This window comes from Nitrospira sp. (assembly GCA_015709715.1).
Taxonomy (GTDB): Bacteria; Nitrospirota; Nitrospiria; order Nitrospirales; family Nitrospiraceae; genus Nitrospira_A.
Genome location: CP054184.1, coordinates 4,029,000 through 4,055,211 on the forward strand (window position 1 = coordinate 4,029,000; position 26,212 = coordinate 4,055,211).

Annotated in this window: 29 protein-coding genes; 12 read left to right on the forward strand and 17 right to left on the reverse strand. The window is 60.3% G+C overall.

Annotation, left to right across the window (positions count from 1 at the left end; genetic code table 11):
- Positions 1–18 precede the first annotated feature (18 nt).
- Positions 19–2,466: a DUF4157 domain-containing protein gene (locus tag HRU82_19165; GenBank protein QOJ36938.1), complete on the forward strand. Its 2,448-nt coding sequence runs from the start codon at positions 19–21 to the stop codon at positions 2,464–2,466.
- 173 nt (positions 2,467–2,639) lie between these two features.
- On the opposite strand, the gene HRU82_19170 is transcribed toward HRU82_19165, so the two are convergent.
- From HRU82_19170 to HRU82_19210, 9 genes are all read right to left on the reverse strand, one after another.
- Positions 2,640–3,707, reverse strand: coding sequence for a radical SAM protein (locus HRU82_19170; GenBank protein ID QOJ36939.1), 1,068 nt, complete (start codon positions 3,705–3,707; stop codon positions 2,640–2,642).
- A 9-nt stretch (positions 3,708–3,716) separates the two neighbouring features.
- Complete coding sequence (locus HRU82_19175) at positions 3,717–3,992, reverse strand: hypothetical protein (GenBank protein QOJ36940.1); 276 nt, start codon at positions 3,990–3,992, stop codon at positions 3,717–3,719.
- Positions 3,993–4,153: 161 nt separating this feature from the next.
- Entirely contained in the window at positions 4,154–4,876 is a 723-nt protein-coding gene (locus HRU82_19180) for a 5'-nucleotidase, lipoprotein e(P4) family (GenBank protein QOJ36941.1), read from the reverse strand.
- Positions 4,877–5,028: 152 nt separating this feature from the next.
- Positions 5,029–6,120 carry a redox-regulated ATPase YchF gene (gene ychF, locus HRU82_19185; GenBank protein QOJ36942.1) on the reverse strand — a complete coding sequence of 364 codons (1,092 nt, stop codon included), beginning with the start codon at positions 6,118–6,120 and terminating at the stop codon, positions 5,029–5,031.
- Positions 6,121–6,331: 211 nt separating this feature from the next.
- Positions 6,332–6,511 (reverse strand): hypothetical protein, encoded by a 180-nt coding sequence (locus HRU82_19190; GenBank protein ID QOJ36943.1) that lies wholly within the window; start codon positions 6,509–6,511, stop codon positions 6,332–6,334.
- 42 nt (positions 6,512–6,553) lie between these two features.
- Positions 6,554–7,837, reverse strand: coding sequence for a 4Fe-4S binding protein (locus tag HRU82_19195; protein ID QOJ36944.1), 1,284 nt, complete (start codon positions 7,835–7,837; stop codon positions 6,554–6,556).
- Between the two features lie 182 nt (positions 7,838–8,019).
- Complete coding sequence (locus HRU82_19200) at positions 8,020–8,769, reverse strand: MBL fold metallo-hydrolase (GenBank protein ID QOJ36945.1); 750 nt, start codon at positions 8,767–8,769, stop codon at positions 8,020–8,022.
- A gap of 13 nt (positions 8,770–8,782) precedes the next feature.
- A complete protein-coding gene (locus tag HRU82_19205) occupies positions 8,783–9,472 on the reverse strand; it encodes a DUF2959 domain-containing protein (protein ID QOJ36946.1) in 690 nt (229 codons plus the stop codon).
- Positions 9,473–9,539: 67 nt separating this feature from the next.
- Positions 9,540–10,547 carry an AraC family transcriptional regulator gene (locus HRU82_19210; protein ID QOJ36947.1) on the reverse strand — a complete coding sequence of 336 codons (1,008 nt, stop codon included), beginning with the start codon at positions 10,545–10,547 and terminating at the stop codon, positions 9,540–9,542.
- Between the two features lie 197 nt (positions 10,548–10,744).
- On the opposite strand from HRU82_19210, the gene HRU82_19215 reads away from it, so the two are divergent.
- Positions 10,745–11,545, forward strand: coding sequence for a class I SAM-dependent methyltransferase (locus HRU82_19215; protein QOJ37273.1), 801 nt, complete (start codon positions 10,745–10,747; stop codon positions 11,543–11,545).
- Positions 11,546–11,588: 43 nt separating this feature from the next.
- Entirely contained in the window at positions 11,589–12,641 is a 1,053-nt protein-coding gene (locus HRU82_19220) for a class I SAM-dependent methyltransferase (GenBank protein QOJ36948.1), read from the forward strand.
- Positions 12,642–12,648: 7 nt separating this feature from the next.
- On the opposite strand, the gene HRU82_19225 is transcribed toward HRU82_19220, so the two are convergent.
- Positions 12,649–13,110: a DUF393 domain-containing protein gene (locus tag HRU82_19225; protein ID QOJ36949.1), complete on the reverse strand. Its 462-nt coding sequence runs from the start codon at positions 13,108–13,110 to the stop codon at positions 12,649–12,651.
- A gap of 163 nt (positions 13,111–13,273) precedes the next feature.
- Here HRU82_19225 and HRU82_19230 point away from each other — a divergent pair, with 163 nt between their 5' ends.
- Both HRU82_19230 and HRU82_19235 read left to right on the forward strand, forming a co-directional pair.
- On the forward strand, positions 13,274–13,675 hold the full coding sequence (locus HRU82_19230; GenBank protein QOJ36950.1) for a type II toxin-antitoxin system Phd/YefM family antitoxin: 402 nt from the start codon (positions 13,274–13,276) through the stop codon (positions 13,673–13,675).
- A complete protein-coding gene (locus HRU82_19235) occupies positions 13,672–14,316 on the forward strand; it encodes a ZTL protein (protein QOJ36951.1) in 645 nt (214 codons plus the stop codon). Before HRU82_19230 ends, HRU82_19235 begins: the two co-directional genes overlap by 4 nt.
- Positions 14,317–14,355: 39 nt before the next feature.
- Here HRU82_19235 and HRU82_19240 read toward each other — a convergent pair whose 3' ends face one another.
- Together HRU82_19240 and HRU82_19245 are read right to left on the reverse strand one after the other, a co-directional pair.
- A complete protein-coding gene (locus HRU82_19240) occupies positions 14,356–14,709 on the reverse strand; it encodes a hypothetical protein (protein ID QOJ36952.1) in 354 nt (117 codons plus the stop codon).
- A 599-nt stretch (positions 14,710–15,308) separates the two neighbouring features.
- A complete protein-coding gene (locus HRU82_19245) occupies positions 15,309–15,635 on the reverse strand; it encodes a YnfA family protein (protein QOJ36953.1) in 327 nt (108 codons plus the stop codon).
- A gap of 197 nt (positions 15,636–15,832) precedes the next feature.
- On the opposite strand from HRU82_19245, the gene HRU82_19250 reads away from it, so the two are divergent.
- Together HRU82_19250 and HRU82_19255 are read left to right on the forward strand one after the other, a co-directional pair.
- Complete coding sequence (locus HRU82_19250; protein ID QOJ36954.1) at positions 15,833–17,731, forward strand: radical SAM protein; 1,899 nt, start codon at positions 15,833–15,835, stop codon at positions 17,729–17,731.
- Positions 17,731–19,680, forward strand: a complete 1,950-nt coding sequence (locus HRU82_19255) for a radical SAM protein (GenBank protein QOJ36955.1) — start codon at positions 17,731–17,733, stop codon at positions 19,678–19,680. Before HRU82_19250 ends, HRU82_19255 begins: the two co-directional genes overlap by 1 nt.
- On the opposite strand, the gene HRU82_19260 is transcribed toward HRU82_19255, so the two are convergent.
- Positions 19,660–19,920, reverse strand: a complete 261-nt coding sequence (locus tag HRU82_19260) for a hypothetical protein (GenBank protein ID QOJ36956.1) — start codon at positions 19,918–19,920, stop codon at positions 19,660–19,662. The two genes, HRU82_19255 and HRU82_19260, sit on opposite strands and share 21 nt — an antisense overlap.
- A gap of 78 nt (positions 19,921–19,998) precedes the next feature.
- Between HRU82_19260 and HRU82_19265 the strand changes: the two genes are divergently transcribed.
- The 4 genes from HRU82_19265 to HRU82_19280 all read left to right on the forward strand — a co-directional run bounded on the left by HRU82_19265 (position 19,999) and on the right by HRU82_19280 (position 23,792).
- Positions 19,999–21,240 carry a hypothetical protein gene (locus tag HRU82_19265; GenBank protein QOJ36957.1) on the forward strand — a complete coding sequence of 414 codons (1,242 nt, stop codon included), beginning with the start codon at positions 19,999–20,001 and terminating at the stop codon, positions 21,238–21,240.
- Positions 21,241–21,324: 84 nt separating this feature from the next.
- The gene (locus HRU82_19270; GenBank protein QOJ36958.1) at positions 21,325–22,254 is read left to right on the forward strand and encodes a PhzF family phenazine biosynthesis protein; all 930 of its coding nucleotides are present in this window, start codon (positions 21,325–21,327) and stop codon (positions 22,252–22,254) included.
- A gap of 24 nt (positions 22,255–22,278) precedes the next feature.
- Complete coding sequence (locus tag HRU82_19275) at positions 22,279–23,307, forward strand: zinc-binding dehydrogenase (protein ID QOJ36959.1); 1,029 nt, start codon at positions 22,279–22,281, stop codon at positions 23,305–23,307.
- 50 nt (positions 23,308–23,357) lie between these two features.
- Entirely contained in the window at positions 23,358–23,792 is a 435-nt protein-coding gene (locus HRU82_19280) for a CBS domain-containing protein (GenBank protein QOJ36960.1), read from the forward strand.
- Between the two features lie 53 nt (positions 23,793–23,845).
- On the opposite strand, the gene HRU82_19285 is transcribed toward HRU82_19280, so the two are convergent.
- The 3 genes from HRU82_19285 to HRU82_19295 all read right to left on the reverse strand — a co-directional run bounded on the left by HRU82_19285 (position 23,846) and on the right by HRU82_19295 (position 25,200).
- Complete coding sequence (locus HRU82_19285; GenBank protein ID QOJ37274.1) at positions 23,846–24,301, reverse strand: MogA/MoaB family molybdenum cofactor biosynthesis protein; 456 nt, start codon at positions 24,299–24,301, stop codon at positions 23,846–23,848.
- 81 nt (positions 24,302–24,382) lie between these two features.
- Positions 24,383–24,709: a (2Fe-2S) ferredoxin domain-containing protein gene (locus tag HRU82_19290; protein ID QOJ36961.1), complete on the reverse strand. Its 327-nt coding sequence runs from the start codon at positions 24,707–24,709 to the stop codon at positions 24,383–24,385.
- 47 nt (positions 24,710–24,756) lie between these two features.
- Positions 24,757–25,200, reverse strand: coding sequence for a gamma-glutamylcyclotransferase (locus tag HRU82_19295; GenBank protein ID QOJ36962.1), 444 nt, complete (start codon positions 25,198–25,200; stop codon positions 24,757–24,759).
- Between the two features lie 165 nt (positions 25,201–25,365).
- Between HRU82_19295 and HRU82_19300 the strand changes: the two genes are divergently transcribed.
- On the forward strand, positions 25,366–25,824 hold the full coding sequence (locus HRU82_19300) for a hypothetical protein (GenBank protein QOJ36963.1): 459 nt from the start codon (positions 25,366–25,368) through the stop codon (positions 25,822–25,824).
- Here the strand turns inward: HRU82_19300 and HRU82_19305 are convergent.
- Complete coding sequence (locus tag HRU82_19305; GenBank protein QOJ37275.1) at positions 25,814–26,134, reverse strand: Rieske 2Fe-2S domain-containing protein; 321 nt, start codon at positions 26,132–26,134, stop codon at positions 25,814–25,816. The two genes, HRU82_19300 and HRU82_19305, sit on opposite strands and share 11 nt — an antisense overlap.
- Positions 26,135–26,212: the final 78 nt, after the last annotated feature.

Sequence of the window (26,212 nt, forward strand, 5' to 3'; positions counted from 1 at the left end):
ATGGCGATGCAGTGGGTGATGCAGGCCAGAGCAGTGTCCGCGCAGCATGACGGCGCGTCGCCGCTCCGCCGGAGTGAATCGCCGACGAGGCGGGCCTTCGACAGGGAAGCTGGTTCCCTCCCTCACCAGTTCGATTACCACCCAGGCCGATTCACGATTTATCCGACCGTCGCGCCGGGGCCGATTCCCTACCGAGCCGGCATGGAGAAAGCGTTCGGGGTCGATCTTTCCGACGTTCGGGCCTTCCGTGGCGCATCCGCGTTGCGCAGGGACACAGGCGCCCGCGCAGCCGCCTGGCCAGAAATGCTGGCATTTGCGTCGTTGCATCCTTCCCCCCGTATCGTAGCGCACGAAGTGGCGCACATCCTTCAGTACCGTCAGGCTGCCTCGTCCATCGCTCACCTGCCGGGACAGGGTTTCCCTCGCGATGCCGCTGAAGTCGAGGCCGATCGCGCGGCGGACCTGTTCGAGTCCGGGGCTCCTATTCAAGTGCAGGCCCGTCCGGCCGTCGCGCCGCTGTTCTACACCGACGAGGAGGAGCCAGAGTCCGAAGAGTTTCTCGCGGAACGCCCGCCGCTTTTCGTAGGGCAGGAGGTGGGGACCTGGGGGAGTTCGTGGCCGGCAAGCTTGATCGCGCACGAGCGCCTGGAAGTGAGCGTGCCGGAGGCACAACGCAGCCATGCCATCGTGGAAGCCATCGCGCGGCGGGAGCCGATCGTGATCCTGCATGAGTACGGCCGTCTCTGGCTGTATCGGCTCGAATGGGAGGGGCTCTCCGGCCGCTACTCTCGTTTTACCAATGCTGAGACTATCTTTCACAAGGGGACGCATGAGCGCGGCGACTACTCCGTCTCCAACGTGCAAGGACGTCCCGAAGTCGAAGCCTTCGTGACGGAAGACGGAGGAGTCCTGTCGCCCCCAGGGGCCGGCAAGCTGTTTTCCCACACCGGCGAAGAATTTGAGGATCCGTTGCTCTCGAAAGTTCAGAACGCCTCGGCCTTCGTCGATGGCATGGTCAGGGGGCTGGAAGGGGCGGACTTTCAGGCCTTGGCCGACCGGCTGCCTCGCATGGCAGCTCTGAACGTGGTGTTCCCAACGCCCTTCGCGATCGGGGCCGTCCGTGGATTGGTCGATGAAATGCTCGACCTGGTGCAACTGTTGAATCCCCAACAGTGGGCGGCCATCGAAGCGGCGGCGCGCGAGACGATCTTGTTGTTGAACGATCCGGACGGAGAGGGCTTGGCCGCCACGTTAGGTGAAGAATTCGGCAGAAACCAGGCCGTCGCGCTTGGCGGACTTCTGCAGCAGAGCCTGCCGATCTTCGCCTATGAGGTCGGCAAGTTGATCGGTCCGACGATCATTGAACTGCTGCTGGCCCTGATCGGCATCGAGATCGGGCCGGCGGCGATGCTCCAGAAATCGTTGGCAGCAATGAAGCAGGTTCCGCGCATTACCGGGATGGTGGGGGATCTGGTCCGGGTGTTGCCTGATCTCCCCGATGAGGCGCCAGGCACCATCAGGATTCCGGATCGATCCATGACCCCACGTGCCTCACGTGCAGGGCAAATGACTCCAGGGCTCCCGGACCTCTCGCGTGAGGAACAGGCGCTATTGGCCCGAACCGGCAACCGGATGGAGTTCCCCGATGCCCTCCCGCAAGACTTGGCTGATCAGGAACTGGCCATCGTCAAACGTTCCACGAAGGTACCCCTCAGTGGGGGCGATGGCAAATATGTCAATGAAGTGGATCTGGGCAATGGTCATAGGTGGAAAGAGCAGGCGAATGGGACCTGGTGCCGGTTCTCGAACCAGCCGACCAATTGCACCGTGCTGGTGCCGACGCCAGGTCCGGTGTCACCAGGAATGATCGTGGCGAAGGCTGCGGATCGAGCATCGTTGTTGGAACGCTACACGGCATGGGCCACGAATCGTGGCGCGGATCAAGTCGAGGTGGCTATCCTCAAAGTGATTTCGGGAATGGGTGAGTATCCGACAGGGACCTATGTGGTCGTGGTCGGCTCAAGAAAAGGAGTGGTCTATCCGGGAAATACGCCGGGAGTCAGGTGGTTGACCATCTCCCATGTGCATCCTGGTGCGGCAAAGGAGCCTGGGTATCGGTATCCCTCGCTTGCGGACCTCGCAGCGGCCGAGGCGGACACCATCCGGCTTGGGAAGATTATCGGAGGCGTCAGAAAGTGGATTCACTTCCAGACGCCCGAAGGGACCTGGAATTCTGTGAAGTATGGGTACGATGCGACCGCCGAGCGGTATTTCGTTGAGATCGCCGGCGAGGAAACTCAGTACTTTGAGAGATTGCACGATGTGACGCCGGAGCAGCTCCGTAGGTACGATGACCTCGATGACGCAGGGTTGGAGCAGGAACGGATCAATCTCATGAAGCAAGAGAACTCGGAGGGCTCGTATCTCAGGTGGTACGCAGACCGATTCAGCTTCATGTGGCAGTGATCCTGACCGGCAGGTCTGGTTGAGAGTGCCGACAGGAGGGTAATGATGGCCGCAGGCTGCAGACCCAGTCACGTCTTTTGGGGAGTTCCCTCCCGTAGAAGTGCTGTCTCGTCGAACGGGCGGCATGGCGAACGGGCGGCATGGCGAACGGGTTGGGGCGTCGCTCTGTGTAACTATCGATCAGGCTGGTCGGTTGAGCAGGCTTGCATCAAGCTCTCGCGTACTTGCGAAGGGTTGAACTGCGAAGCCGCGGCATGCACCTGCTCGTACCAGTTCAATACCGGCTCGTCGTCGTTGCGGACCGCCTGTTCATAGACGAGGCGGCAGAGCGTGAGAAAGGCGGCATAGTCGCGTGTAAGCCAGTCTTCGGCAAGATCCGGCAACGATCGGTCTTTGATATTTCCCCAAGACCAGGCGCGAGGGAACCCATACTGCATGGGTGAGACAATCCCGCTGGTCTCAATCACCAAGGGGGCAATCACATCGGCCACGGTCTGCGCGCCACACAATGTGGCCTCTCTCACGAAAACGCGCGTCGGATGTTCCAACATCGCCGGGATCGTCGCGAGATCGATCTGCACCTCCAGCTTCCCCTCGTATAATTCGCGGATGCGCCCAGCCTCGCAGACGGCCGCCGCGTTCTCTTCCCCGTCCGGATAGGACTCGCCCAGCCTGCAGGTGGCCCTGCCGACCGGTTCCAGCGGGTGGAGTTGCAGCAGGGAGGCACCCTGCTCGACCGCGAAGTTCGCGACCCACTCCAACTCGTGTACGTTGTGGAACGTCAGTGTGAAGATAAATCCGAAGGGGATCCCGGAGGCGCGGAGCCCCGGCAAGCGGGCGCACATGTCGTCAAAGGCCCGCGAGGAGTTCCGCATGAAGTTGTGGGATTCCGGGATGCCGTCGAGGCTGATTGCGACGAGGTCGCAATCAGCCCCTAGGACGTTCAGTTGGCGTTGATCGAGCAACATGCCGTTCGTCGTGACGGTGGTCACGAGGCCAGCGGCATGCGCCGCACGCAGGAGTTTCCCTAGTTCGGGATACAACAGGGGTTCTCCACCCGACACCGACATGACCCTGTAGCCGATGGCAGCCGCATCGGCGACCACCGTTTGTAACAGGTCGATCTCCAACTGTTCGGACACCGCCGGACCCGCATCAGAATAACAATGCAGGCATTGCAGGTTGCACCGTCGATCAGGGTGGACTTGCAGCGTCGGGTACTGTCCGGCTGGTCCTTGCATGACCGGTACTCAGCCTCGCAGCGTGAACTTGATCTGCGCGATGTCGGGCCGCGGTGTGCCGTTGATGAGGATGTGGAGGTCACGCAGTTCTTTCAATTTCGCCAGCGTGCCGAGGTTGGCCTTGAAGTTAGCCACGCCCGTCTGCACAGTGCCGATCACGATTTCCGGATGCGGCGTGCCGACTTCGTGCCAATCGATCACCTTCACGCCTTTCAGCCGTTTCTTGATCGCGCTTGCCGCAGTGCTGAGCTTCACGGACCCACGTCCGCTCGGTTGTTTTGCCATCGGAGACCTCCTTTTGGGTTGTGATGGTTGTGCTCGTGACCGAGCACGTCGTGACTTGATGGGCGCACCATACAACTTCTTACCTAAAACGACAAGCGAATCTCTCAGCCGGCGGAGAACGAACCATTCACGCCAAGGGCTGGTCCCGTCGTGCGTCTGCTCTAGGGGCGCTCTCGCACCCAGGCGCGTTTGGCCGCCAGTGCCTCGTTGTCGGAACTGCCTGTGGGGAAGAGGGCCGTCTCCCATGTGCCGTACATGGGATTAGGAATGAGAAACCACGAGACGCCCCAGCGGGCACGATGGTGCTGCGCCAGCGCCATGCGTGCTTCCGGTGTGTCTTGGGCTCCGACAACGAAATCTCTCAAATCGTCGCCGATCAGCAACAGAATGCGGTAACGCTCTGCGAGGTAACGGCGCCGACTCGATTTGTCCGACGGCCAATCGAAGGGCGCTTCTCCCTCTGAAAGGACCGCGTCAGGCTCCGTCGATAAGGTCAGTCCGAGACGTTCCAAGTTGCGACGTGTCAGCGCTTCGTGTTTGGCGCGACGATTCGTGATGAAGAAGACCGCGATGCCTCGACGCTGCGCCTCGGTAATGAACTCGAGTGATCCAGGAAGGGCGCGGGCGTCTGCTTCATTCACCCATTCTTCCCAGCGACTGGACGTAAACCTGGTGCCGTCTTTGATCAGCCGTCCGTCGAAGGGCTGGTTATCGAGGACGGTTTCATCCAGGTCGAGCACGACAGCGGGCGGCAGGTCTTGGAAGTTTCCCTCTTGTTCCAGCGCCGCTGTCCAGGCCTTGTCACCGAGCGCCAGGTCCAGTGCTGCTGTGGCCTGCCGGTAGGTGAGGGTAGTCAGGGTGCGGTATTCCGCAGAGGTCTGCATCCAGAGCAGGGCATTCAAAACTTCGTGGGTCTCACGTCGCTCTGCACAAGCTGTGCAGGCCGTGAGTATACACAGAGCTGCCAGGACTCGCCGGAGGATGGAGGAAGAGGCTGCACCGCTGATCATGTCGACCGACTGGCGTGGCTCGCTATCTAGACGTTGAACCGGAAATGCATCACATCTCCGTCCTGGACGACGTAGTCCTTGCCTTCGAGTCGCATCTTGCCCTTCTCGCGCGCACCGGCTTCTCCTTTAGAGGCGATGAAGTCGTCGTAGGAGATCACTTCCGCGCGAATGAAGCCCTTCTCGAAGTCTCCGTGGATCACGCCGGCCGCCTGCGGGGCTGTATCGCCGATGTGAATCGTCCAGGCACGGACTTCCTTCACGCCGGCGGTGAAGTAGGTTTGTAGGCCCAAGAGTTGATAGGCCGCGCGGATCAGGCGGTTCAGGCCTGGCTCGCTCAATCCGATGTCGGCCAGAAACTCTTTCTTCTCCTCGTCGGACAACCCCGCGATTTCCGCCTCCAACGCAGCGCAGATCGGCACGACCGGCGCCCCTTCACGAGCTGCGAACTCCTCGACGCGGGTCAGGAGGGGATTGTCCGTGAAACCCCGCTCCGCGACGTTTGCGACGTACATGACCGGTTTCAGCGTGAGTAGGCAGAGCGGCTTGAGAAGAGTGAGTTGGGCCGCATCCAGCTTCAAGGTCCTAGCCGGCGTACCTTCGTTCAAGCAGGCTGCAACTTGTACCAGCAGGTCGCCCAGTTTACCGGCGTCCTTGTTCCCGGCCCGGACTAGCTTGACATTACGTTCCTGGGCCTTCTCCACCGTGGCCAAATCCGCCAACGCCAATTCGGTGGTGATAGTCGTGATATCGGCGATCGGGTCGACCTTGCCCGCCACGTGCACCACGTTGTCGTCCTCGAAGCAGCGCACGACGTTGACGATCCCATCAGTCTCTCGAATGTTGGCGAGGAACTGATTGCCAAGACCTTCCCCCTTGGAGGCGCCGGCCACCAGGCCGGCGATGTCGACGAATTCTGTGGTGGCGTATTGGATTCGCTGCGGTTTCACGATGTCGGCCAGGACCTGCAGGCGTGCGTCCGGTACTTCCACGATGCCGATGTTGGGTTCGATGGTGCAAAAGGGATAGTTTTCAGCCGCGATGCCTGATTTCGTCAGTGCATTGAAGAGAGTCGATTTGCCGACGTTGGGCAAACCGACGATGCCGCATTTCATGCTCATGACACATCCTTCGTCGTTGTAATAGTGTGTTGTGAAGGCCGGCGATTCCCACAAGCCTTTGAGGCTTGAAAGGGATTGAAACCGTGGCGCGCGCATTGTACGGGGTTAGGGCCGGCCAGGTCCACACCCCAATACAGTGAGGCTGAGAGATGGGGAAGAGTGTTTGGAAAAGGTGCGCGCCCGCTGCCCGGCGCGGGCGCGCGTCTCGTGCTTAGAACACGGAATAGATCGCCGGTGCCAGCACGCTACCTTCGAGGAAGAAGGCCAGGGCGCTCAGTGCCAGCAGGACAAAAATGAGGGGAGCCAGCCAGTACGATCGTGTCTCCTTCACATAGGCCACCAATTCCCCGACTAAGCTGGAATAGTCCTTCACTCTCGTAGCTGTATTCATACTTCCTCCTTCTTAGGTTTCATGCCGACCGAGAAGCACCGTTCACCCCTGTGAGGGAAGCGACACCGTCGGCGCCGGCTGCTTCACTACTGCCCGCCACTGCTGTACTCGTAGGCAACATTCCCTGAAGACGATGAACGAGATGATCGCGCCCGGATAGAACCAGAACCCTCCGAATCGGGATGTAATGCCGCCACAGATCAAGGCGACAAGCAGGGAGAGGAAGTCAGCGGTAGGCCCGAGCGGTTCGAAGACCTGCATGTGCTTGGCATTGGTGAGCAGCCCATCTTTTCTTACCACCTCGAGTTGCCAAGGGCGTTTTTCATAGGGCTTCAATCGATCGGTCTGAGGAACCGCCGGCGCGGCCGTATCTGCTAGGACCTCGTCGTCGCAGGCGTCGATGCAGGCGTAACACTTGATGCACTCCCGGTTGATAACCTTCCCGTCGAAATGAAAGATTTCGCGGCTGACGTCGATGCCTTGCGGGCAGGCATTGCTGCAACCCCGACAACCGGTGCATTGCGCCACCCGCGTGATTTTCTTCTGCACGGGAGAAATGTTCATGAGCGGAACCATCATCGTGGCATAGGGGCAGAGGATTCGGCAGAAGGCTCCCTGCCCGTAGCGAAGATTCAACACAATGCTCATGGTGAATTGGATAAACAGCGCGAGGCCGAAGGCGAGGAGAAAATCGTTCCAAGTGGGTTTGATGTCGAAATTAAAAAACGCCGACTTGGCGAAGGCCTTGCCTTCATACCCGGGCAGGTCCGCCATGGGCACCGGCGCCGTCATGTCCACTTTCGGCGAGAACCCGACGTTGTGGATCAAAATGATGACGGGTAACAGCAAGACGAACAACGCGCCGATCCGCAGCAGCCATCGATGTGGCGTGTTGACCAGCACATTCTTTTCACGGAGGGCAAGATAGCGACGTACCTTGAGTTTACGCAGGGTCCAGTCGGCGAACTCGATCGCCCCGCGCATGTGGCAGACCCAACCGCAGAATCCTCGGCCCCAGATGAGGATGGAAGCAAGGATCAGAATGACCATGACCGAGGCGGCATTGATGGTTCCCTTGGCGAGCGACGGGACCCCCATCATCGCGGTCTTCCCCCACAGTTCCCAGCCGAAAACGTGCCAGGAAATCAGGTGAAAGGCGATGTACGCATGGACGGCCGCCAAGGTGATCATGCGGTACTTGTAGCGCTTGGTGGCGGGGATGGTGGCAGACACCACATGACTTTTGCAGGTTGGTGGGGTAGGGGTCTGTCGGCTGTCGATCGTGATGAGTTGAGGTTGCGGCGGAGGCGAGATGCTACAGCTCATCGTATATGGCTCCCGGCGAGGGGATTGTTTTGCCTGACAAGGGCAAGGATAGGTGGGGAGCGGCTAATGCGCCATTCCTCTTAAGGCGGATCAGGACACGGCGAGAGCCTGGGGCTCGTGATCGGCTCATCAGTCGGTCCGACGCAGCGCGTTGGCAGGAAACACACCGTAATGTTTTGAGTTTACCGCTGTGGCTCGCCTGCTGGGCGGCCGGCCCGCATATTGGCGGGGATGGCGACATCGATTTTCGCCGGGAGCGGGGAATGTCGCTTGTTCATCAGGTCGACGAAGGTAGCCTTGTCGATCGCCAGATTCAGGCGTTCGTTGAAACGTTTTTCCTCACCGATGGTGGACGATACTCGGCCATTATAGTCATGACCGGGGTAAACGATCGTGTCATCCGGCAGCGCGAAGAGTGTATGCCGAACGGACTTGAACAATTTTTCCGCCGAACCGCCCTGCAAGTCTGTCCTCCCGTTGCCACGAATAAAGAGGGTGTCGCCTGTAAAAACCGCACCTGGTAAGAGGTAACTGGCGCAGCCGTCCGTGTGGCCGGGGGTGGCGAGCGCTCTGAGTTCGCTCTTGCCGAACCGTAGCGTCTGACGATCCTGGAGAAACAGATCCGCTCCTGTCACGAGGCTTGCTGCGCCCGCTCCATAGACGATCTGCGCCCCGGTGCGATCCTTAAGGAGCGAAGCTCCGGTGATGTGGTCGGCGTGGATATGTGTTTCCACGGCGTAGACCAGAGTCAGCCCTAATTCTTTGACGAGTCGCACGTCGCGCTCGACGTTTTCGATCACGGCATCGATGATGACGGCTTGCCCGGAACCGAGATCAGCGACGATGTAGCTCCGGCTTTCGGCCCGGTCGTCGACGTCTTGAACGTCGTTCACGTCCAGCAAGACCGTCACGCGATAGGTGTGGGTGTGCATTGCAGACAGCCCTCTATGCGTTGTCCTTTTCCATCGAAGCGATGAAGGAGTCCGCTTCTTGAATGGAGGCGTTCAGGTCCTTGATCAATGAATCGATGTTGCCTTCTACCGTGACCAATTCGCTCTTGAGCGAGGCGATGGCCTGGGCGTTCAAGTTATGCTTCAAGAATAGGACATGGTCCTTGAGCTTCGCCAACACCGGATCCATTTTTGCTTCCGCTCGTTTCATGGCCTTGATCAACTGTGCGTATTGACTGCGCGTTTGGGTGAGCTGTTTCTGGCTCTTCTGGCGCAACGCGGCATTGGAGTACTGCTTCAGTTCGGCATTCCATTCATCGAAGAGAGCGTCGGACACGTTTTCCACCGACGCGATGCGATCCCGCACGGCTTGCGCGCGTTTTTCGCTCCGTTCATATTCGTCGTTCAGCACATCATACTTCTCCTGTAATTCGCCTCCCTGAATATTGAGGGTTTTGGTGAAGCGATCGAGCGCCGATTTGAATTGCTCTTTCGCATCCTGTTGGGCATCCCGGGCTTTCTTCACGTCGCTCACCATCAGGTCGCGCTTGTGATATCCGAGTTTTTCCATCGTTTCATAATAGGCGGTTTGGCAGCCGGATCCGGATAGGCCGACGAGGGTGATGGCGCAGGTCAGCAAGAGCGAGAGGAAGCCACGGAAGCGGAGGAAATTCGAAAAGTTCATGGTGCCATCCTTCTCAATAAATGTCGCGATCCATTCAGGCAAAAGTTCCGGTACTGTAGCGTTCACCTCATGTGCTTGTCGATGAAAGAAGTTTTTCGGGGTGGCGAGGTGCCGCGCCCTTCGCCTGGCTACGGAACCGCGCTGGAGGCAAGCCGAAGGCGCGTTTGAAGGCCCGATTGAACGACGGTTCGGATTCATAGCCCACCTCGCCGGCCACCTCAGCCACGCTCCTCGACGTGGAGGCTAACGACTGGGCGGCCAGGTGCATGCGCCAGCGTGTGAGATAACCGATCGGAGTATCGGCCAGGTAATGCCGGAATCGCTCTGCAAGCACCGATCGCGACACTCCCACGGCCTCGGCCAGCATGGCAATGGTCCAGGGTTCCGCCGGTCGGCGGTGTAGCAAAGCCAGGGCGCGGCCCACCTCCGGATCGCGCAGGCCGGCCAGCCAACCGGTTTGCGTGGGCGGCAGTTGGGCGATGTACCGGCGTAAGGCTTCCACGAACAGCACTTCCGACAATTTGGCAATGACTGCCGCCCCGCCGGGGCCTGAGGCCTCGGCATGGTCCACCGAATAACGAAGGGAGTGCTCTAGCCATTGTCCCGCGGCGCTGTCTCGAATATTGATCTTCACGATCGGGGGCAATCCGGCGAGGAACACCTGGCTGAGTTCTCGGTCACAGGCTAAATAGCCGCAAATGAGGCGGGTCAGCTCACCGCCCTTGACTCGGTTAGTCAAGATCCCGCCGTTCGCGACGAGGTGGCGAAATTGCGCTGCACTATCGAGCGGAGGCACCGGAGGACCATTGCCGAGGAGATGGGCGTCACCGTGGGGAAACATCACGATGTCTCCGGCGTCCAACGACAGCGGACGACCCTCCTGTTCGATGCGCGCGTAGGCGCATCCCTCCGTGACCAGATGAAAAATCATCACGTGGGTGGCCTGAACCGAAAGATACGACGCCATGGTGCAGGAGTCGGGTTCTCGGGCACACCAGGGCGCGGAGAACTCACCGTTGAAGAAGACGGCGCCGTGCAGCTTCACAGCCTTGAGCACGTCGGACAACACGTCCATGATGATTTCCTCTTCCCGGATGGAGGCGCGTCGGCAAAGCCGGCCGGACGCTCGGCTAAGCGGACTGGAGCTTAGCACGCGGCTGATAAGAGAACCAGACGCACGGAGAAGATCCAGGCGCGCCGATCCCGTATGGTGTAGACCGACAGTTCACCAGAACGACAAGGAGGCCGATCATGACGACGAGTACGGCGACTATGCCAGGAGGGGATCTGAGGGCTCGACTCAAGGCAATGTGGATGGCAGGGGATTACGATCGATTTTCGCGGTACCTGGAGGCGGGGGCGCGGGACTTCTATGAGCGGCTGGATTTGGCGCCGGGATGCCGCCTGTTGGATGTGGCCTGCGGGTCGGGGCAGTTGGCGCTGCTGGCCGCGCGCGACGGCGCGCAGGTCACCGGGGTGGACATTGCGGGCAATCTGGTGGCGCGAGCCAAGGAGCGGGCCCAGGCGGAAGGATTGTCCGCCCGGTTTGAAGAGGGCGATGCGGAAGCGCTGCCGTACGAAGCGGCGCGGTTCGACGTGGTGGTGAGCCTGATCGGCGCCATGTTTGCCCCACGACCGGAGGAGGTTGCGCAGGAATTGCTGCGAGTCTGTGCCCCCGGCGGCACCCTCGCCATGGGGAATTGGACGCCGCAAGGATTCGTGGGGCAGATGTTCAAGGCCGTGGCCCGCTTCATCGCCCCGTCGGGGATGCCGTCGCCGGTCCTGTGGGGCGAGGAGTCCGTCGTACGTGAGCGGCTCGGCGGCGGGCTCTCGGAACTCCGGATGACGCGGCGTCCCTATCCGTTCAGTTTCCCATTTCCGCCGTCGGATGTCGTGGCGCTGTTTCGCGACACCTACGGCCCCATCAATCGTGCCTTTGCCACACTCGATGAGGCGGAGGGGGCAAATCTCCAGGCTGAACTGGAAGCCCTCTGGACCCGTCACAACCAGGCCGGGCCGAAGGGTACGACGGTCTATGCCGAATATCTGGACATCCTCGGGACCAGGGCCTGAACGTGCACGACTCCCATCACCTTCAACCATAAGGAGAATCATCATGACCATCGATCAAGACAAACTGAATGAGTTCTTGGGCAAGGCAGTGGCGGACATCGGTGCGGCATGGAGTGCCAACATGGTGCTGCTCGGGGACAAACTCGGGTTGTACAAGGCGATGGCCGGTGCCGGACCCGTCACCCCGGCGGAATTGGCCAGGCTCACCAATACGGCTGAACGATACATTCGCGAGTGGTTGGGTAATCAAGCCGCCGGTGGCTACGTCACCTACGATCCGGCTTCCGGGCGCTACGAGTTGCCTGCCGAGCAAGCCGCTGCCTTGGCCGATGAGTCGAGTCCCTGTTTCCTCCCCGGCGCGTTTCAAGGCATTGCCGCGGGCTTTGCCGCCAATCCAAGAATCGAACAGCGCTTTCGAACCGGCCAGGGCTTGGGATGGCACGAGCATGAGCCGGAATTGTTCGTCGGCACCGAGCGGTTCTTCCGTGCCGGCTACGTAGGCAACCTGCTCAGCAGTTGGATTCCGGCGCTGGATGGAGTCGAGGCTAAGCTGAAGGATGGGGTGCGAGTGGCGGACGTGGGATGCGGGTTCGGTGCCTCTACGATCCTGATGGCCCAGGCCTTTCCGAACTCGACTTTCTTTGGATTCGACTACCACGAACCGTCGATTCAAGCCGCAACAGAGCGCGCCGTGAAGGCAGGGGTGAAGAACGTGCGTTTTCAGGTCGCCTCTTCGACTGCGTATCAGGGATCGGGCTATGCGTTGGTTACCCACTTCGACTGTCTCCATGACATGGGTGATCCGGTGGGGGCGGCGAAGCAGGTGCGAAAGACGTTGGCGCCGGGCGGCACGTGGATGGTCGTGGAGCCTTTCGCCGGAGATCGGGTGGAGGACAACCTGAATCTGGTGGGGCGGGTCTTCTACGCCGCTTCCACCATGGTCTGTGTGCCGGCCTCGCTGCATCAGCAGGGCCCGGCCTTGGGTGCGCAGGCCGGAGAGGCACGCTTGCGGGAAGTGATTCAGCAGGGGGGCTTCTCGCAGGTGCGCCGCGCGACGCAAACGCCGTTCAACCTGGTGCTGGAAGCCAGGGGCTAGGCGCCTATCACAGGAACCGGCTACGTTCCTGAGCAGTGGGAACGCGGCAGGCCTGGGCCTTGCCCATGAGGCGGTAGCGGTGACGTGCCACGTAGTCGTACAGGCGGTCGCGCAGTGGGCGAGGCACTAGGATGAATAAGTAGAGCAGCGGCCAGCAGCCTGAGAGTTGTCCGACGATCCTCAGGGCCGCGGTGGATTTCGTGAACGCACGACCTCGCTCCAACAAGAGAAATGTCTCGAAGTCCTGCTCGGGCAACTCCAGCAGCCTGAGCAACCGCCGGCCCTTCTCGGATTGCAGCGTCGCGAAGTGGAAGCGGCCGCGATCGCGGGCCATGGTGAAATCGATCCAGGCATTACACCAATTGCAGATTCCGTCGAAGACGATCACTCGTTCGAGTGCCGCCCATTCATGCGTCGTCGGATCGATCGTCGTCGGCACTGATTGACCTGTTGCCCGTTGGATAGCCATTGCAATGGCCTGTATTGTGAGGTGTCACAGGTAAGAATGCTAGGGGCGTGCTGACTGCCAGGCAGGTGATCGGCCACATCTTGCATGACGTGGCTAAAAAATGTCTAATATGGACAAATTAGTCACAGTGGGTATATTGTCGGCCTCGACGGAGGAAAGCCAGATGTCCAGACTCACCTACAGAAACAGTCAGGGCCAGCTCGTGGACCTGTCGAGCGTGGCCGCCACGCAGGTCAAGAATGAATTCGGGAGCATCCTCGAGAAGGCCATGCATGGCGGACCCGTTGCCATTACCCGCCATGAGACGCCGAAAGCCGTGCTGCTTTCCTATGACGAATTCCTGCGATTGACCGAAGATCGCGCTCCCAAGCTCGACGATCTCAGCCAAGAATTCGATGCACTCCTGTTGCGCATGCAGACGCTCAAGGTGAAGCAGGGCATGGACGCAGCCTTCAATGCTGCGCCGGCGCGGATCGGACGCGCCGCGGTCACCGCGGTCCGCCGTGCCTCCGGCTCACGATCTTCAGGTGGCCCCCTCAAGCCCCGTAAGCGCTCCGCCAAATGAGTCTCCGCAAAAGTGCCTGCATCTACGTGATCGCGGGCGTCAACGGCGGCGGGAAGAGCAGCCTCGCCGGCGCGACCATGCGCGAGTTCGGAGGGCTCTATTACAATCCGGACGAGGTTGCCCGCCGCCTGATGACGCTCCATGCCGATCTGAAGCAGCGAGAAGCCAACCAGGCGGCCTGGGAGCAAGGCGTCAGGTTGCTCACACGGGCAGTCCAGGAACGTCTGGTGTTCGCATTCGAGACAACCCTCGGCGGCGCCACGATTTCAGGGCTGCTCCTGCAGGCCGCCAGAGAGGGCGGATCGATTCACGTTTGGTACGTGGGCCTCTTCAGCCCGGAACTGCACATGGCGCGCGTCCGGGCGCGAGTCGCCAGGGGAGGGCACGACATTCCGGAGGCTGACATCCGGCGGCGCTACGAACACAGCCGGGTCAATCTCATTGCCTTGTTGCCGCACCTCACTTCTCTGCGCCTCTACGACAACAGCGTCGAGGCGGATCCTGCGGAGGGCCAGACTCCCTATCTTCAATTGGTCCTGCACATGGAGCAGCGACGCATCCTCGCCCCGAACGATCTTTCGCATACTCCCACCTGGGCCAAACCGATCGGCGCCGCCGCGCTAAAGCTGACCCAATTTTGAACCCGAAACCCTTTCCATCAGGTAGCTTCAACTCAGCGGTTAGGCCTCGACCGCGCCTTTCGCTGCCACAGAGGCTCCGATCTTCGCGGTTAATATCGAAGGCAGGGCAAGGATGCCGAACATCACGATCCCGAGCGGGAAAAGATTGCCCGGGCCTTGTGTGATCAGCATCCAGACGCCTTGCCCGGCGAGCGGAGCAGCCCCCCATCGCCAGGGCTTGTTGGGCTCAAGGTAGCCAAGGACGGCGGACAGCACGCAGACCATTGGAAGGCCGAGCGTGAAATACAGATCGGAATCCCACGCCTCGCTCTTGTGAGAAAAAACCGAAATGAAAGCCCATAGGACGATTCCACCAGTCACCACCGCCACATAGAGCCAGGTATCCCGTTTCATCGCATTCCTCCCCAACGGGAATGAGTGAGTTGCTCGATCCCGTCTCATTGCCAGGCTAGCGGTCTTGTCTAGTCGCGACAAGCATTTTGCCGCATCTGACGTTGATACCATTCAGGGGTTCGGAGAATTATTCTGCGACAGAGGGTTCATCGACGGCGCAGTGATCTGGCCTTAGCGCATCATCGCCCCATTCGGCTAGGTCTATTCTCAGTTGGCAGCAGGGGCCATTCAGATGCCCCGCGATCTGTACGTAACGGTTGACGGCAACCGCAAGCCGAAAGCCCAACGCGTGAAGGAGGGCATCGAGGCTTCGAATTTCAGGATTGCCGCGCTCCGGGAGTATGCGATATAGACTTTCTCGATTTAGTTTCGTTTTCTCGGCGAGTGGTGCTGTCCCTCCCTGAGCCTCAACCATGTTTCGCAGGGCCAGCAAGGACAGTTCCGGATCATCCTCCTCTACCTCTGCTTCATCAGCGTTGCTCTTTCCAGGGCCGCCTCCTGCATCCGCTCTAATGCCGCTTCACGACTACTCGCCGTCTGAGACGCCTCCATCGAGAAGCCCGTGTGAGCTATTTGCCAACAGACCCCGAAACTCGTCTTCATCTCGGCCAATACATCATCACCGCCACGCCCACCAGGCACACCGTTGCTCCGATCACATCCAATCGATCCGGCTCCACCTTGTCCACCAGCCAGCCCCAGAGGATCGACAGGATGATGAACCACGCGCCGTAGGCGGCGTAGACTCGGCCGAAGTGTGAAGGCTGGTAGGTCGGCACGATGCCGTAGAGAATCAAAATGACGGCGCCCAGGAGGCCGACGCTCCAGTGGCTTCCGTTCCGCCACCATTGCCAAACCAGATAACCTCCGCCGATCTCGAACAATCCCGCGAGCACGAATAGGGCAATCGATTGGGTGATGAGCATGGGATCTCCATTCGATGATGGGCCGATGCGCTCACCTATCACGACAAGAAGGATGGCGCAACGTCGCCGTGACTCGCACCGGGAGGCCCCTTGACCCTGTTTCTCTGAGGCCCTTACAATGGCCTCGTTCCTCAGCCTGATTCACGGTCTTCACCGAACACTCGACCCTTTCGGGGGTTGCGTTCATATAGAGCTACATGCGGGTTGAGTACAACAAGGGGGAGCGGGCGTCGCGCGAGCTGATCATGCTCCAGCGGCGGTCGTCCGAAGCCGCCGCCGGCCGGAAGATGAAGGTGATGCTCATCTTTCCGCCGGACTGGTTCCCTTCCGAGCCCTACCTGAGCCTCCCGTCCCTCACCGCGGTCCTTCGCCAAGCCGGCCACCAGGTCGTGCAAAAAGACATCAACCTCGAGATGTGGGACTGGTACTTCAGCGAGGACTTCTTGCGGAAAATCCTGCGCCGGGTGCCGCAGCAGCTCGATCGCCTGCGCAAGTTGTCCAAGAAGCGCCCGCTCGAAGATTGGGAACAGGATCTACAGCTCCAGCTCTGCGACCTTTCGCGCCAGCGCATCGAGGAACTGATCAAGAAAGCTGAGGAGGCCAAGGCGATCGTCCGCGGGGACGTGTTCTACGAGGTCGATCGGCTCGAATGGGCGATTCACGTGTTTCGCGAGGTCACGTCGGTCATCTCCATGGCCTATGCTCCGGCGCGGATCTGCATGCCGCCGATGGAGACGGATCTCTCGTACAAGGTGTTTGTCTCCTCCGAGGTGATAGAGGCGGTGAACGACCAGCAGGTGAATATCTACCGCGACGTGTTCGAGCACCTGGTGAAGCCGGCCATCGAGGCCGAGAAGCCGGACGTGGTCGGCATTTCCATCGTCCTGCAGCAGCAGATGTTCTCCTCCATGACGTTTTGTGCGCTTATCAAGCAGCAGTTCCCCAATATCCATGTGACCATCGGCGGCAACACGGTGACGCGCCTGCGCGACGTGCTCCCGCAATCGCCGCTGTTTCAATACTTCGACAGCGCCGTGGTCTATGAAGGAGAGACGGCCTTCGTGCAGCTGGTGACGGCGGTGGGCGCGAAACAGAGCCTGGCCGACGTCCCGAACACCATCTATAAAGATGACACCGGCGTGCACACCTCGGCGACGAGTTTTGCCGAAGACATGCAGACGCTCCCGCCGCCGGACTTCGACGGCCTGCCGCTGGACAAGTATTTCGTACCGACGAAAATTTTGCCCTATCTCGCGACGCGGGGCTGCTACTGGGGCCGCTGCGAGTTCTGCGACCATGGCGAAGGGTACACGGCGGGGTACCGCTCGAAGAAGATTCAGGACGTGCTGGCGGAGGTCAAGTTCCTGCGTGACAAGTACGGGGCGCGGCATTTCCATTTCACCGACGAGTCCTATCCGCCGGCGCTGTTCCGCAAGCTGACGCGTGGGCTGGTTGAGAGCAAGATGGATATTTGCTGGACGACGCACATGCGGTTCGAGAAGAGCCTGCTGGAGGAAAACGTCTGGCAGGATGCGAAGGAGTCGGGCTGCAAGTATCTGCACTTCGGCTACGAGTCGGGGAACGAGCGGGTACTGACGCTGATGGACAAGGCCACGACGACCGAGATCATGACGAAGCACCTGCAGCTCACGGCCAACGCCGGTATCTGGAACCATTGCATGGGCTTCTTCGGGTTTCCCGGCGAGACGCGGGAGGAGGCCTGGTCGTCGGTCGAGTTCCTGGAGCGGAACAAGGACTACGTGCATTCGCTGGGGTTCGGCACGTTCGACTTGGGGCGACACAATCCCGTGGCCAAACATCCGGAGAAGTGGGGCGTGACGGCCTACAAGAATCCCGAGTGGGACTTGGCGCTCGATTATTACTACACGGTGAAGAACGGTCTGAGCATCGAGGAGGCCGAGCGGGTGTTCCAGGAATTCGAACGGAATCACAACCCCGGCTGGGACCTCCGGCTGTTCATCCGGGAATATATCTTTCTGTACATTGCCCGGTTCGGGCTCCAGAAGCTGCCGGACCTGCAATTCCGGTCGGCTCGAATCGCGACGGTGCCGCCGTCGCTTGCGGGGAAGATGTAATGAGCGAACTCGTGCAAATCAAGGCCGCGCCGCAAACTACGCATCCGGTGACGCGTCCCCGCAAAGTCATGCTGCTGTTTCCACCGGAGTGGGTGCCCACCGCGCCCTATCTGGCCTTACCGTCGCTCACCGCGGTGTTGCGGCAGGCGGGCCACCGGGTCGTGCAGCGCGACATCAACATCGAGATGTACGACCACTTCTTCAGCGACTCCTTCCTGATCCTGACCAAGGCGCGGCAGAGCATGCAGCTGAAGGCCTTGGAGCAGAAGGGGGAACTGAGCGAGCACGAAGAAGGGCAGAAGGCCTGCCTGGAGCAGATGGCCTCGGTGGACGTGTTCGATCTAGCCGATCGGGCGGAGCGCGCTAAGCAGATCGTGCGAGGTGAACTCTTCTACGATGCCGACCGGTTGGAGTGGGCGCTGAACACGTTCCGCGAAGTCATGCAGTACATCTCGGCGGCCTATTACCCGGCGTCGCTCGTCTTTTATCCGATGGAGAGCAATTTGGACTACAGGCCTGGCGTCTCCAAGGAAGTGTTCGCCTGCCTGGACGACGACCAGGTGAACGTGTACCGCGACATCTGCAATCAGTTGGTCTTGCCGAGCGTGAGCAAGGAGAAGCCGGACGTGATCGGCGTCTCCATCGGCACGCAGATGCAGCTGATGGCGGGGCTCACGTTCTGCAAGATGATCAAGGAGAGCTTCCCGCACATCCATGTCGTGGTCGGCGGCAATGTCGTCACGCGGTTGCAGGAGGAATGGCCGAAACACGAGCGGTTCTTCACGGAGGTATTCGATTCGGCGATTCTCTACGAAGGCGAACATGCGCTGCTCTGGCTCATCGAGGCGCTCGACGGTCACCGGACCATGGATCAGGTGCCGAACCTGATGCATCGGGACGAGCAGGGCATTCGCCTGAATCCGGAAGTCTACACGGAAAAAACGATGGCGCTGCCGCTGCCCGATTTCGACGGCCTCCCGCTGGACCATTACTTCGTGCCCGAGCGCATCCTGCCCTACCTGGCGACGCGCGGCTGTTATTGGGGGCGTTGCACGTTTTGCGACCACGGACAGGGCTATTTTGATCAATACCGCGGCATGTCGGCGCCGCATGTGGTCGAGCAGGTCACGGCGCTGCGCGACAAGTACCAATGCCGCCATTTCCTGTTTTCCGACGAGTCCTATCCGCCGGCGCTGTTCAAGAAAGTTTCGCAGCTGCTGGTCGATCAGCAGACCGGCATCAAGTGGACGACGCTGATCAGGTTCGAAGAGACGCTCCAAGATCCCGCTGTGTGGGAACTCGCGGTGAAATCCGGCTGCTGCACCCTCTATTACGGGATGGAGTCGGCCAACGAACGCGTGCTCAACCTCATGGATAAACATGCGCGGAAGAGCGTCATCGAAAACAACCTGCGGCAGGCGGCCAAGGCGGGGATTTGGAATCACGTGATGGCGTTTTACGGCTTTCCGGGCGAAACGCGGGATGAAGCGCTGGAGACGCGCCAGTTCGTCATCGACAATCAGCCCAACATCCATTCCGTGGAGATTTTTTACTTCGTGGCCTATCGCCACACGCCGATGGTGCGGAATCCGGAGAAGTTCGGCATTACGATCCACAAGCAGGAGGAGTACGACCTGCCGTTGGACTACTACTACACGCTGAACGAGCCGGGCGGTATCTCCTGCCTGGATGCGATGCAGCTCTGCGAAGAGTTCTATCGCAACGATTTCCATCCCTGGGCGGTGCGGGTGAACGCGCGCGAACATGTCTTTCTGTATATCTCTAAGTTCGGCACGAATCGGTTGCCGCAGATCTATGCCGCAACCAAGGACGGCTCCCTGGCCAAGGAGGGTGTGTCGGGATTGGTCACGTGGCCCGTGGCGATGGGCGAGGGCGAAGACGGCAAGGAGGGGATGAGCCGCGTGGTGTCACACGGCATCACCGGGTGAGGGTTCCGGTCCGTCGGCCAGGGTGGTCAACAGGCCGTAGGCACGGTGAATCTGCTCGGTCATTGCTTCAGCCTGTCGGTAGGCCTTCATATACTGTTTGGGATGGTTGGTGAGATTCGCATAGCGAGGCGGGTTCCAGGTGTGGAGGAGCTGCCGACGTCGTTCCTCCAACTGCTCCTTGGTGAAGGGCGGAGTGAGGGCGAAGAGTTCCAGCGCCTGAGCAATGCGCTCCTCCTGCATGGCCGCGAGTCTGCCGGGGTTGTGCGAAGCTTGTCAACGTAGCAGCCGTTGCCGCTCGGCAACAGATGGGTTCGGTCCATGCCCACCGCGCTTCCGATTTTTCAGCCCACGCCGATCTTCAAGGATCGCACCGACTACCGTCAGGTCCTGGTTCGCGAGATGGATGCGGGCAAGATCCCACTGAGTCTCGGGCGGGATTGTCCGGTCAAGTGCGAGTTCTGTTACGAACTGGACCATTCCTACCGCGAAACGCTCGATCCTCCCAAGACCAGCGACGAGGATTGGAAATTCATCCTCGACTACCTCAAGCGGAAGCCGACCGACCCCACGCAGTTTTGGTGCTTGGGCGGGAACGAGTTCATGGAATGGACCGATTTGTTTCTGCATCCCAAGGCGATGGAGTGGGTCGAGGATTTCCTGCGTGAAACCGACAAGAACATCCAGTTCTTCACCGTCGGGTACGTGCACGTGCCGAAGATCCACCAACTGGCGGCCAAATATCCCGAGCGGATCAATTTCGAACTGTCGGTGATCACGCTCGGAGAGTACCGCCAGCGGCTCATGCCCCATGCACCCTCCGTCAAACATCTGATGAAGGTGTTGGACGGGCCGGCCGTCTCGTCGGCGAATTTCTACGCCTTCGACCAAGGCACCATGTCCAAGGATGCGGCGACCATCTCGGCGATCAATCAGAAGTGTGTGCTCTGGATGGGCACCCTCACGCCGGTGCGCGGCCTCAAACCGGAAACAGCGGCGCTCATGCGGCAGGGGCGGAAGTTTTTGCCGGAGGAAGCGACCCGCATCTATGATCTCGGATTGCCGAACCTCCAGACCATCCACACCGAGGCCTATGCCACGGCGTTTCTGAGTCGGCGCCGGATCGTGAGCCTGTTCGATCAGCTGGAATTGGAGAAGAAGGATACGCTGGTCACGGCGCGGAGCGTCCACAAGATCCTGACGCTGTACCGGAAGAATCGCGCGCGCTTCCTCTACGTGCCCAATACGTTGCTGAGCGGCGACTCCGATTGCACGGTCCTCCTGACCTTCGACGACATTGCGCGCCGGTTGACGAAAGAGAAAGTCGTCCACATTCCCAAGTGCATCATGCAGTCAGGCCGCGGGCCCTACACCGACATTACCGGTGTGACCCTGGAGCAGTTCATGAAGCAGACCGGCGTGAAGGTGAAGGTCCTCCACAAGATCGACACGCGGTTCGCCAACCAGCAGCTCTATCGCCACGGATCGCTCCAGAACTTCGTCGAACAGTACGTGCGGCATCCGATGACGCAGGCCTACGAGGCTCTGCCCCTGCCGGCATAACCTGATTTTTTCTCTCGCCTCGCCCCTTGCAAAAACTTCCCGCTCGGCGCAACATGCCGCCAGCGATCGTTCACGAGGAGGCGAATGGCGGAGGAGCGGCGACTGCAGTTCTATCAGGCTGATGTGTTTACAGACGAACCCTTCGGCGGCAACCCGGTGGCGGTGTTCCCTGATGCCGAGGGGCTGAGCGATGTCGAACTGCAGCAGATCGCTCGGGAGATGAACCTCTCCGAAACCGTCTTCGTCTTCCCGCCGACCGACCCGGCTGCCGTCGTCAAGATCCGCATCTTTACCCCCACCCAGGAAATTCCCTTTGCCGGTCATCCGGTGATCGGCACCTTCTTCGTCCTTGGCACCTTGAAGCGCTTGGCGCTCAAGGAGCCGGTGACGACGGTGATGCAGGAATGCAACTTGGGGCTCTTTCCAGTCGAGATCCATGCCCGCAGCGGCGTGGTGGAACGCGTGGTGATGTCGCAGCCGACGCCTCAATTTCTCGACGTGATCGATGAGCCGGAGGCGTTGTTCTCCATCGCGCGCTCTTTGGGGATTACGAAGGCCCTGATCACCGAGACACGCGTTCCCGTTCAGGTAGTCTCCACGGGGTTGCCCGTCATCATCGTGCCGGTGCGGACACTCACGGCGGTGCGGTCGATCGTGCCCGATGTGGCCGCCATTGCCGAATTGTCCCAACAGTATGGAGCGAACGGCATCATGGTGTTCAGCACGATGACGGTGGAGCAGACGTCCACCGTGCACACCAGGATGTTCGCGCCGATGATCGGTATCGTGGAAGATCCTGCCACCGGCAGCGCTAGCGGGGCCTTGGGTGCCTACTTAGTGCAACAGGGAGTGGTGGACATCGGGCCGGTGAGCGAGATCACCGCCGAGCAGGGATACGAGATCGATCGACCCTCGCGTATCTTGATTCAGGTCGATTCCGACGACGATATGATTCAGGGAGTGCGGGTCGGGGGACAGGCGGTGATGGTGGTGGAAGGGGCCCTGACGTTTTAGCGGTGTGCCGCAAGGTGGGTGACGATGAACGCGGTCGTGTTTCACGAGCATGGTGGGCCGGGCAAATTGCAATATCAAGAAATGCCCACGCCGACGATCGGCCCGCATGAGGTGCTGGTCCGAGTGAAGGCCTGCGCGCTGAACCATCTCGATGTCTGGATCAGGCAGGGGAGCCCGGCCTATCCTATGCCGCTCCCGCACATCTCCGGTTCGGACATTGCGGGGATCGTTGAACAGGTGGGTGACCATGCCGCGCAGGCGGCGGTGGGCGACCGGGTCTACGTGTCTCCCGGCGTCGGCTGCGGGCATTGCGAGCACTGTCTCGCCGGGCAGGACAACAGGTGCCGCGCATATGGATTGATCGGAGCCATGTGCCATGGCGGGTATGCGGAGTACGTCAAGGTGCCGGCGCGAAGCGTCTTTCCCATTCCAGGGGATCTCTCGTTCGAGCAGGCCGCAGCCTTTCCGCTGGTGTCGGTCACGGCTTGGCATATGCTGTTCGCGCTGGCCGAGGTGCGGCCGGGCGAAGAGGTCTTGGTCATGGGCGCCGGCAGCGGGGTGGGACATATGGCGCTGCAGATGGCCAAATTGGCCGGCGCCAGGGTCATCACCACCGTGGGCAGCGACGACAAGGTCGCCAAGGCGAAGGCGCTCGGCGCCGACGAGGTGATCAATCACTCACGCGAGCAGGTGAATCAGCGGGTGCGGGAGCTGACCCATCGCCGTGGCGTGGATGTGGTGATCGAACATATCGGGCCGGACGTGTGGGCGCAGTGCGTGGATTCCCTGGCGAAGGGCGGTCGGTTGATCACCTGCGGGGCGACGACGGGCCCGGATGTGGCGCTGAACCTGCGCTATGTGTACTCGCGGCAACTCACCATCAAGGGATCGTATATGGGATCTCAGGGCGAACTGCTTAAGGCGGCTAGGCTGGTCGGCGTGGGGAAATTGCGGCCCGTGATCGATCGTGTGTTTCCGCTGGCGGAGGCCCGCGCCGCTCAGGAGTATCTCCTCGGGCGAACGTTTTTTGGTAAGATCGTGCTGAGCGTGTAGGATCACCGTTGCTTCATTGATTCGTCTTTATCGAGAGAAAGGAATATGACATGGCGACAGTTGCGCAGATCATGAACAAGAGTCCGAAAAGCGTGGGGCCTTCTACCTCGATTCGCGGCGCGGCCAAGAAAATGCGCGACCTGCGTGTCGGGGCGCTGTTGATCAAGCGCGGGAAGAACCACGTCGGCATCGTGACGGACACGGATGTGGTACGGAAGGCGCTGGCGGGCAACAAGGACCTGGGCAAGCTCACCGTCGACAAGATCATGAGTACGCCGCTCTGCACCATCGAGAGTAACAGTTCGGTCGATGATGCCCAGGATATGATGGGTGATCTCGGCGTCCGCCACTTGGCCGTGACGAAGGGAGGATCGGTGGTAGGGGTGGTGTCCGTGCGGGATCTGCTGTTGTTCTACAAGCGGTACGCCCAGTCAAAGATTTCGACGAATCAGGGGTATTCCGAGCCGAAGATCGGGCAAGACTGACTGATGATGAAAAGGGCCGTCCACCATCGTCCCGTGACCGTGCTGGACGGCCGCTACTTAGTCAGTTCTTTGACGAGGTGCCCGAGTTCGGGAAGGATGAGTTTCTCCATCGCCAGACGCACGGCATTTTCTGAACCGGGGGTGGAGAAGAGAATGCGGCCCTTCACGATGCCGGCGGTCGCCCGTGTCATGATGGCCGGCGATCCGATGTCTTGGTAGGTCAGGTAACGGAAGATCTCGCCGAACCCATCCAATCGTTTTTCCAACAATCCATCCACCGCTTCGAACGTCGAATCGCGCCGGGAAATGCCCGTTCCGCCATTGACGATAATGGCCTGAATCGCGTCGCTCTGTAGGGCTTCGCGGATGCGTGCGGTGATGTCGGCCGGTTCGTCCTTCACCAGGTGATAGGCCACGATCTGGTGCCCTTGCTGTTGCAGCAGGTCCTTGATCAATCGGCCGCTTCCGTCGGTGTCGGGTGTCCGCGTATCGCTGCAGGTGATGACCATGCACCCGATGCTGCGAGGTGCATGGGCTTTGTGTTCATGGGGTGTCGAATGTGCCACGGTCGTGAACGGGCTTGCGCGGTCCTAGCCCCAGACGGCGTCGGGGTTCAGTTGCTGGGCCGGTTTGCCGCCCTTGATATGCTCATCGAGAATGGTGGCCACGTCGGCTTCGGTCACCTTGGAATACCAGGTGCCCTCGGGGTACACGACGACCGTCGGCCCCTGTTCGCAAGGGCCCAGGCAAGAAGATCCGGTCACGAGCACTTCGCCTGGCATGATGCCGCGCTGCATAAGTCCCATATTGAAGGCCATCAGGAGCTGGGCTGACCCCTGTGCGCCACAAGACGGTTTCGGATGACCGGGTGGGCGGGCGTTGGTGCACACGAGAATGTGATATTTCGGTTTCGGCATGGTGACCTCTATGTGAATGAATGGATGGTTGCCGACGAGCGGGTGGGCTACTGCGGCTTATAGGCTTGCCATTCCTCGATGCATTCTTCAGGCAATTTCCAGTGCTTGAGCCCCTTGAGGACCCAATCGATGTAGTGTTCCTTCGGCTTGAACTTTCCGATGGGCGCCGCCGCGTGGGTGGTGACCAGCAGCTTTTCGCCTTCCTCCGTCACGACGGTGACGGGCAGATGGCGGTAGGCTCCTTCCGGGACATCCCCCTCGAATTCGTCGGCCAGTTTGAGATCTTCGTCGGTAATTTCGAAGACGGCGCCCCAGACCTTTTCGCCGGGAGAGGGAACGACGCTGGCCAACCCGCAACGCCACTGCGTCGACCATCGACAAAACCGGATGTTGTGATCGGGGAGATAGGCCGTGAACAAGAACTTGTGTTCGGGGGCCCGACGCTTGAGTTGTGAAGGATTCAAGTTATCTGCGTAAAAGAAGACCTTCATCGACGGCTGGTGCTCCGTTTAGTTCGCATGGATGACCGGTACTTGTACCACAGCGCCGCGCGGCATTGTCAAGCACGGAGGCCTCCGCCGGTTACATTGACAGTGCCTCGGCCGCCACTTATGATGGCCGACTTTGACGATCGACGACGATGACAGGTTTTGTTCATGAGTAAAGTCCTACATTACGGAATCCTGCTGCTCCTGATCGGCGGGGTGTTTCTCTATTGGTGGATGAAGCCTCCGACCATCAATCCGGTCTTGGACCCGCAAGCGGCGGAAGCGTTGGCCCTGGTGCAGACCCATCGCGCAGCGGGATACCCCACGATTCTCCAGGCGTTCAACGAACGGGTTCGCCTTCAGAAGGAACGGAACCTCGGCCTTCGACTTGGGGAGTGGCAGGTCATCAAGCAAGAGGGGCAGCGCTATGAGGTACGGATCTACATGCGTGAACAGGGGACGACGCAGTGGTTCGAGCGGGAATTCATCTGGCACGTGGACCTGGTAACCAAACGGGTGAACGCCGCGTCGCTTCCGGCGGACGGCCTGATGCCGGAGGGGCCGGATCGGGGACCTGGGCGGAGCGCCCCTCCTGCCGGCGCTGTTCCGGGCCTGTCTACAATGTGATCGGAACCTTCACCTGCACGTTGCCGTCTTCCACCCGCACCTCGACACAGGCGACACGAATCTCCGGATTCTCCGGACGTTCGCCGGTTCTGAGGTTGAAACGCCATCCATGCCAGGGACAACGGACCGATTCGCCCACGACCCTGCCTTCTCCCAACGGTCCGCCGGCATGCGGACAGGCGTTGTCTACCGCCCAAAAGGTTCCGTTCACATTGCAGAGCGCGAGGGCGATGCCTTCGACTTCCACGGTGCGGCAGGTGCCGGGTGGAACTTGATCGACCTGTGCGACGGTAATGTAGCCGCCGTCCATATCGAGTGGGCCCTTCTGCGAAGCACAGGCTGATTCGGTCTGGTCAGATATTGGGTCCATGGTGCGAGCAGGTCCTAA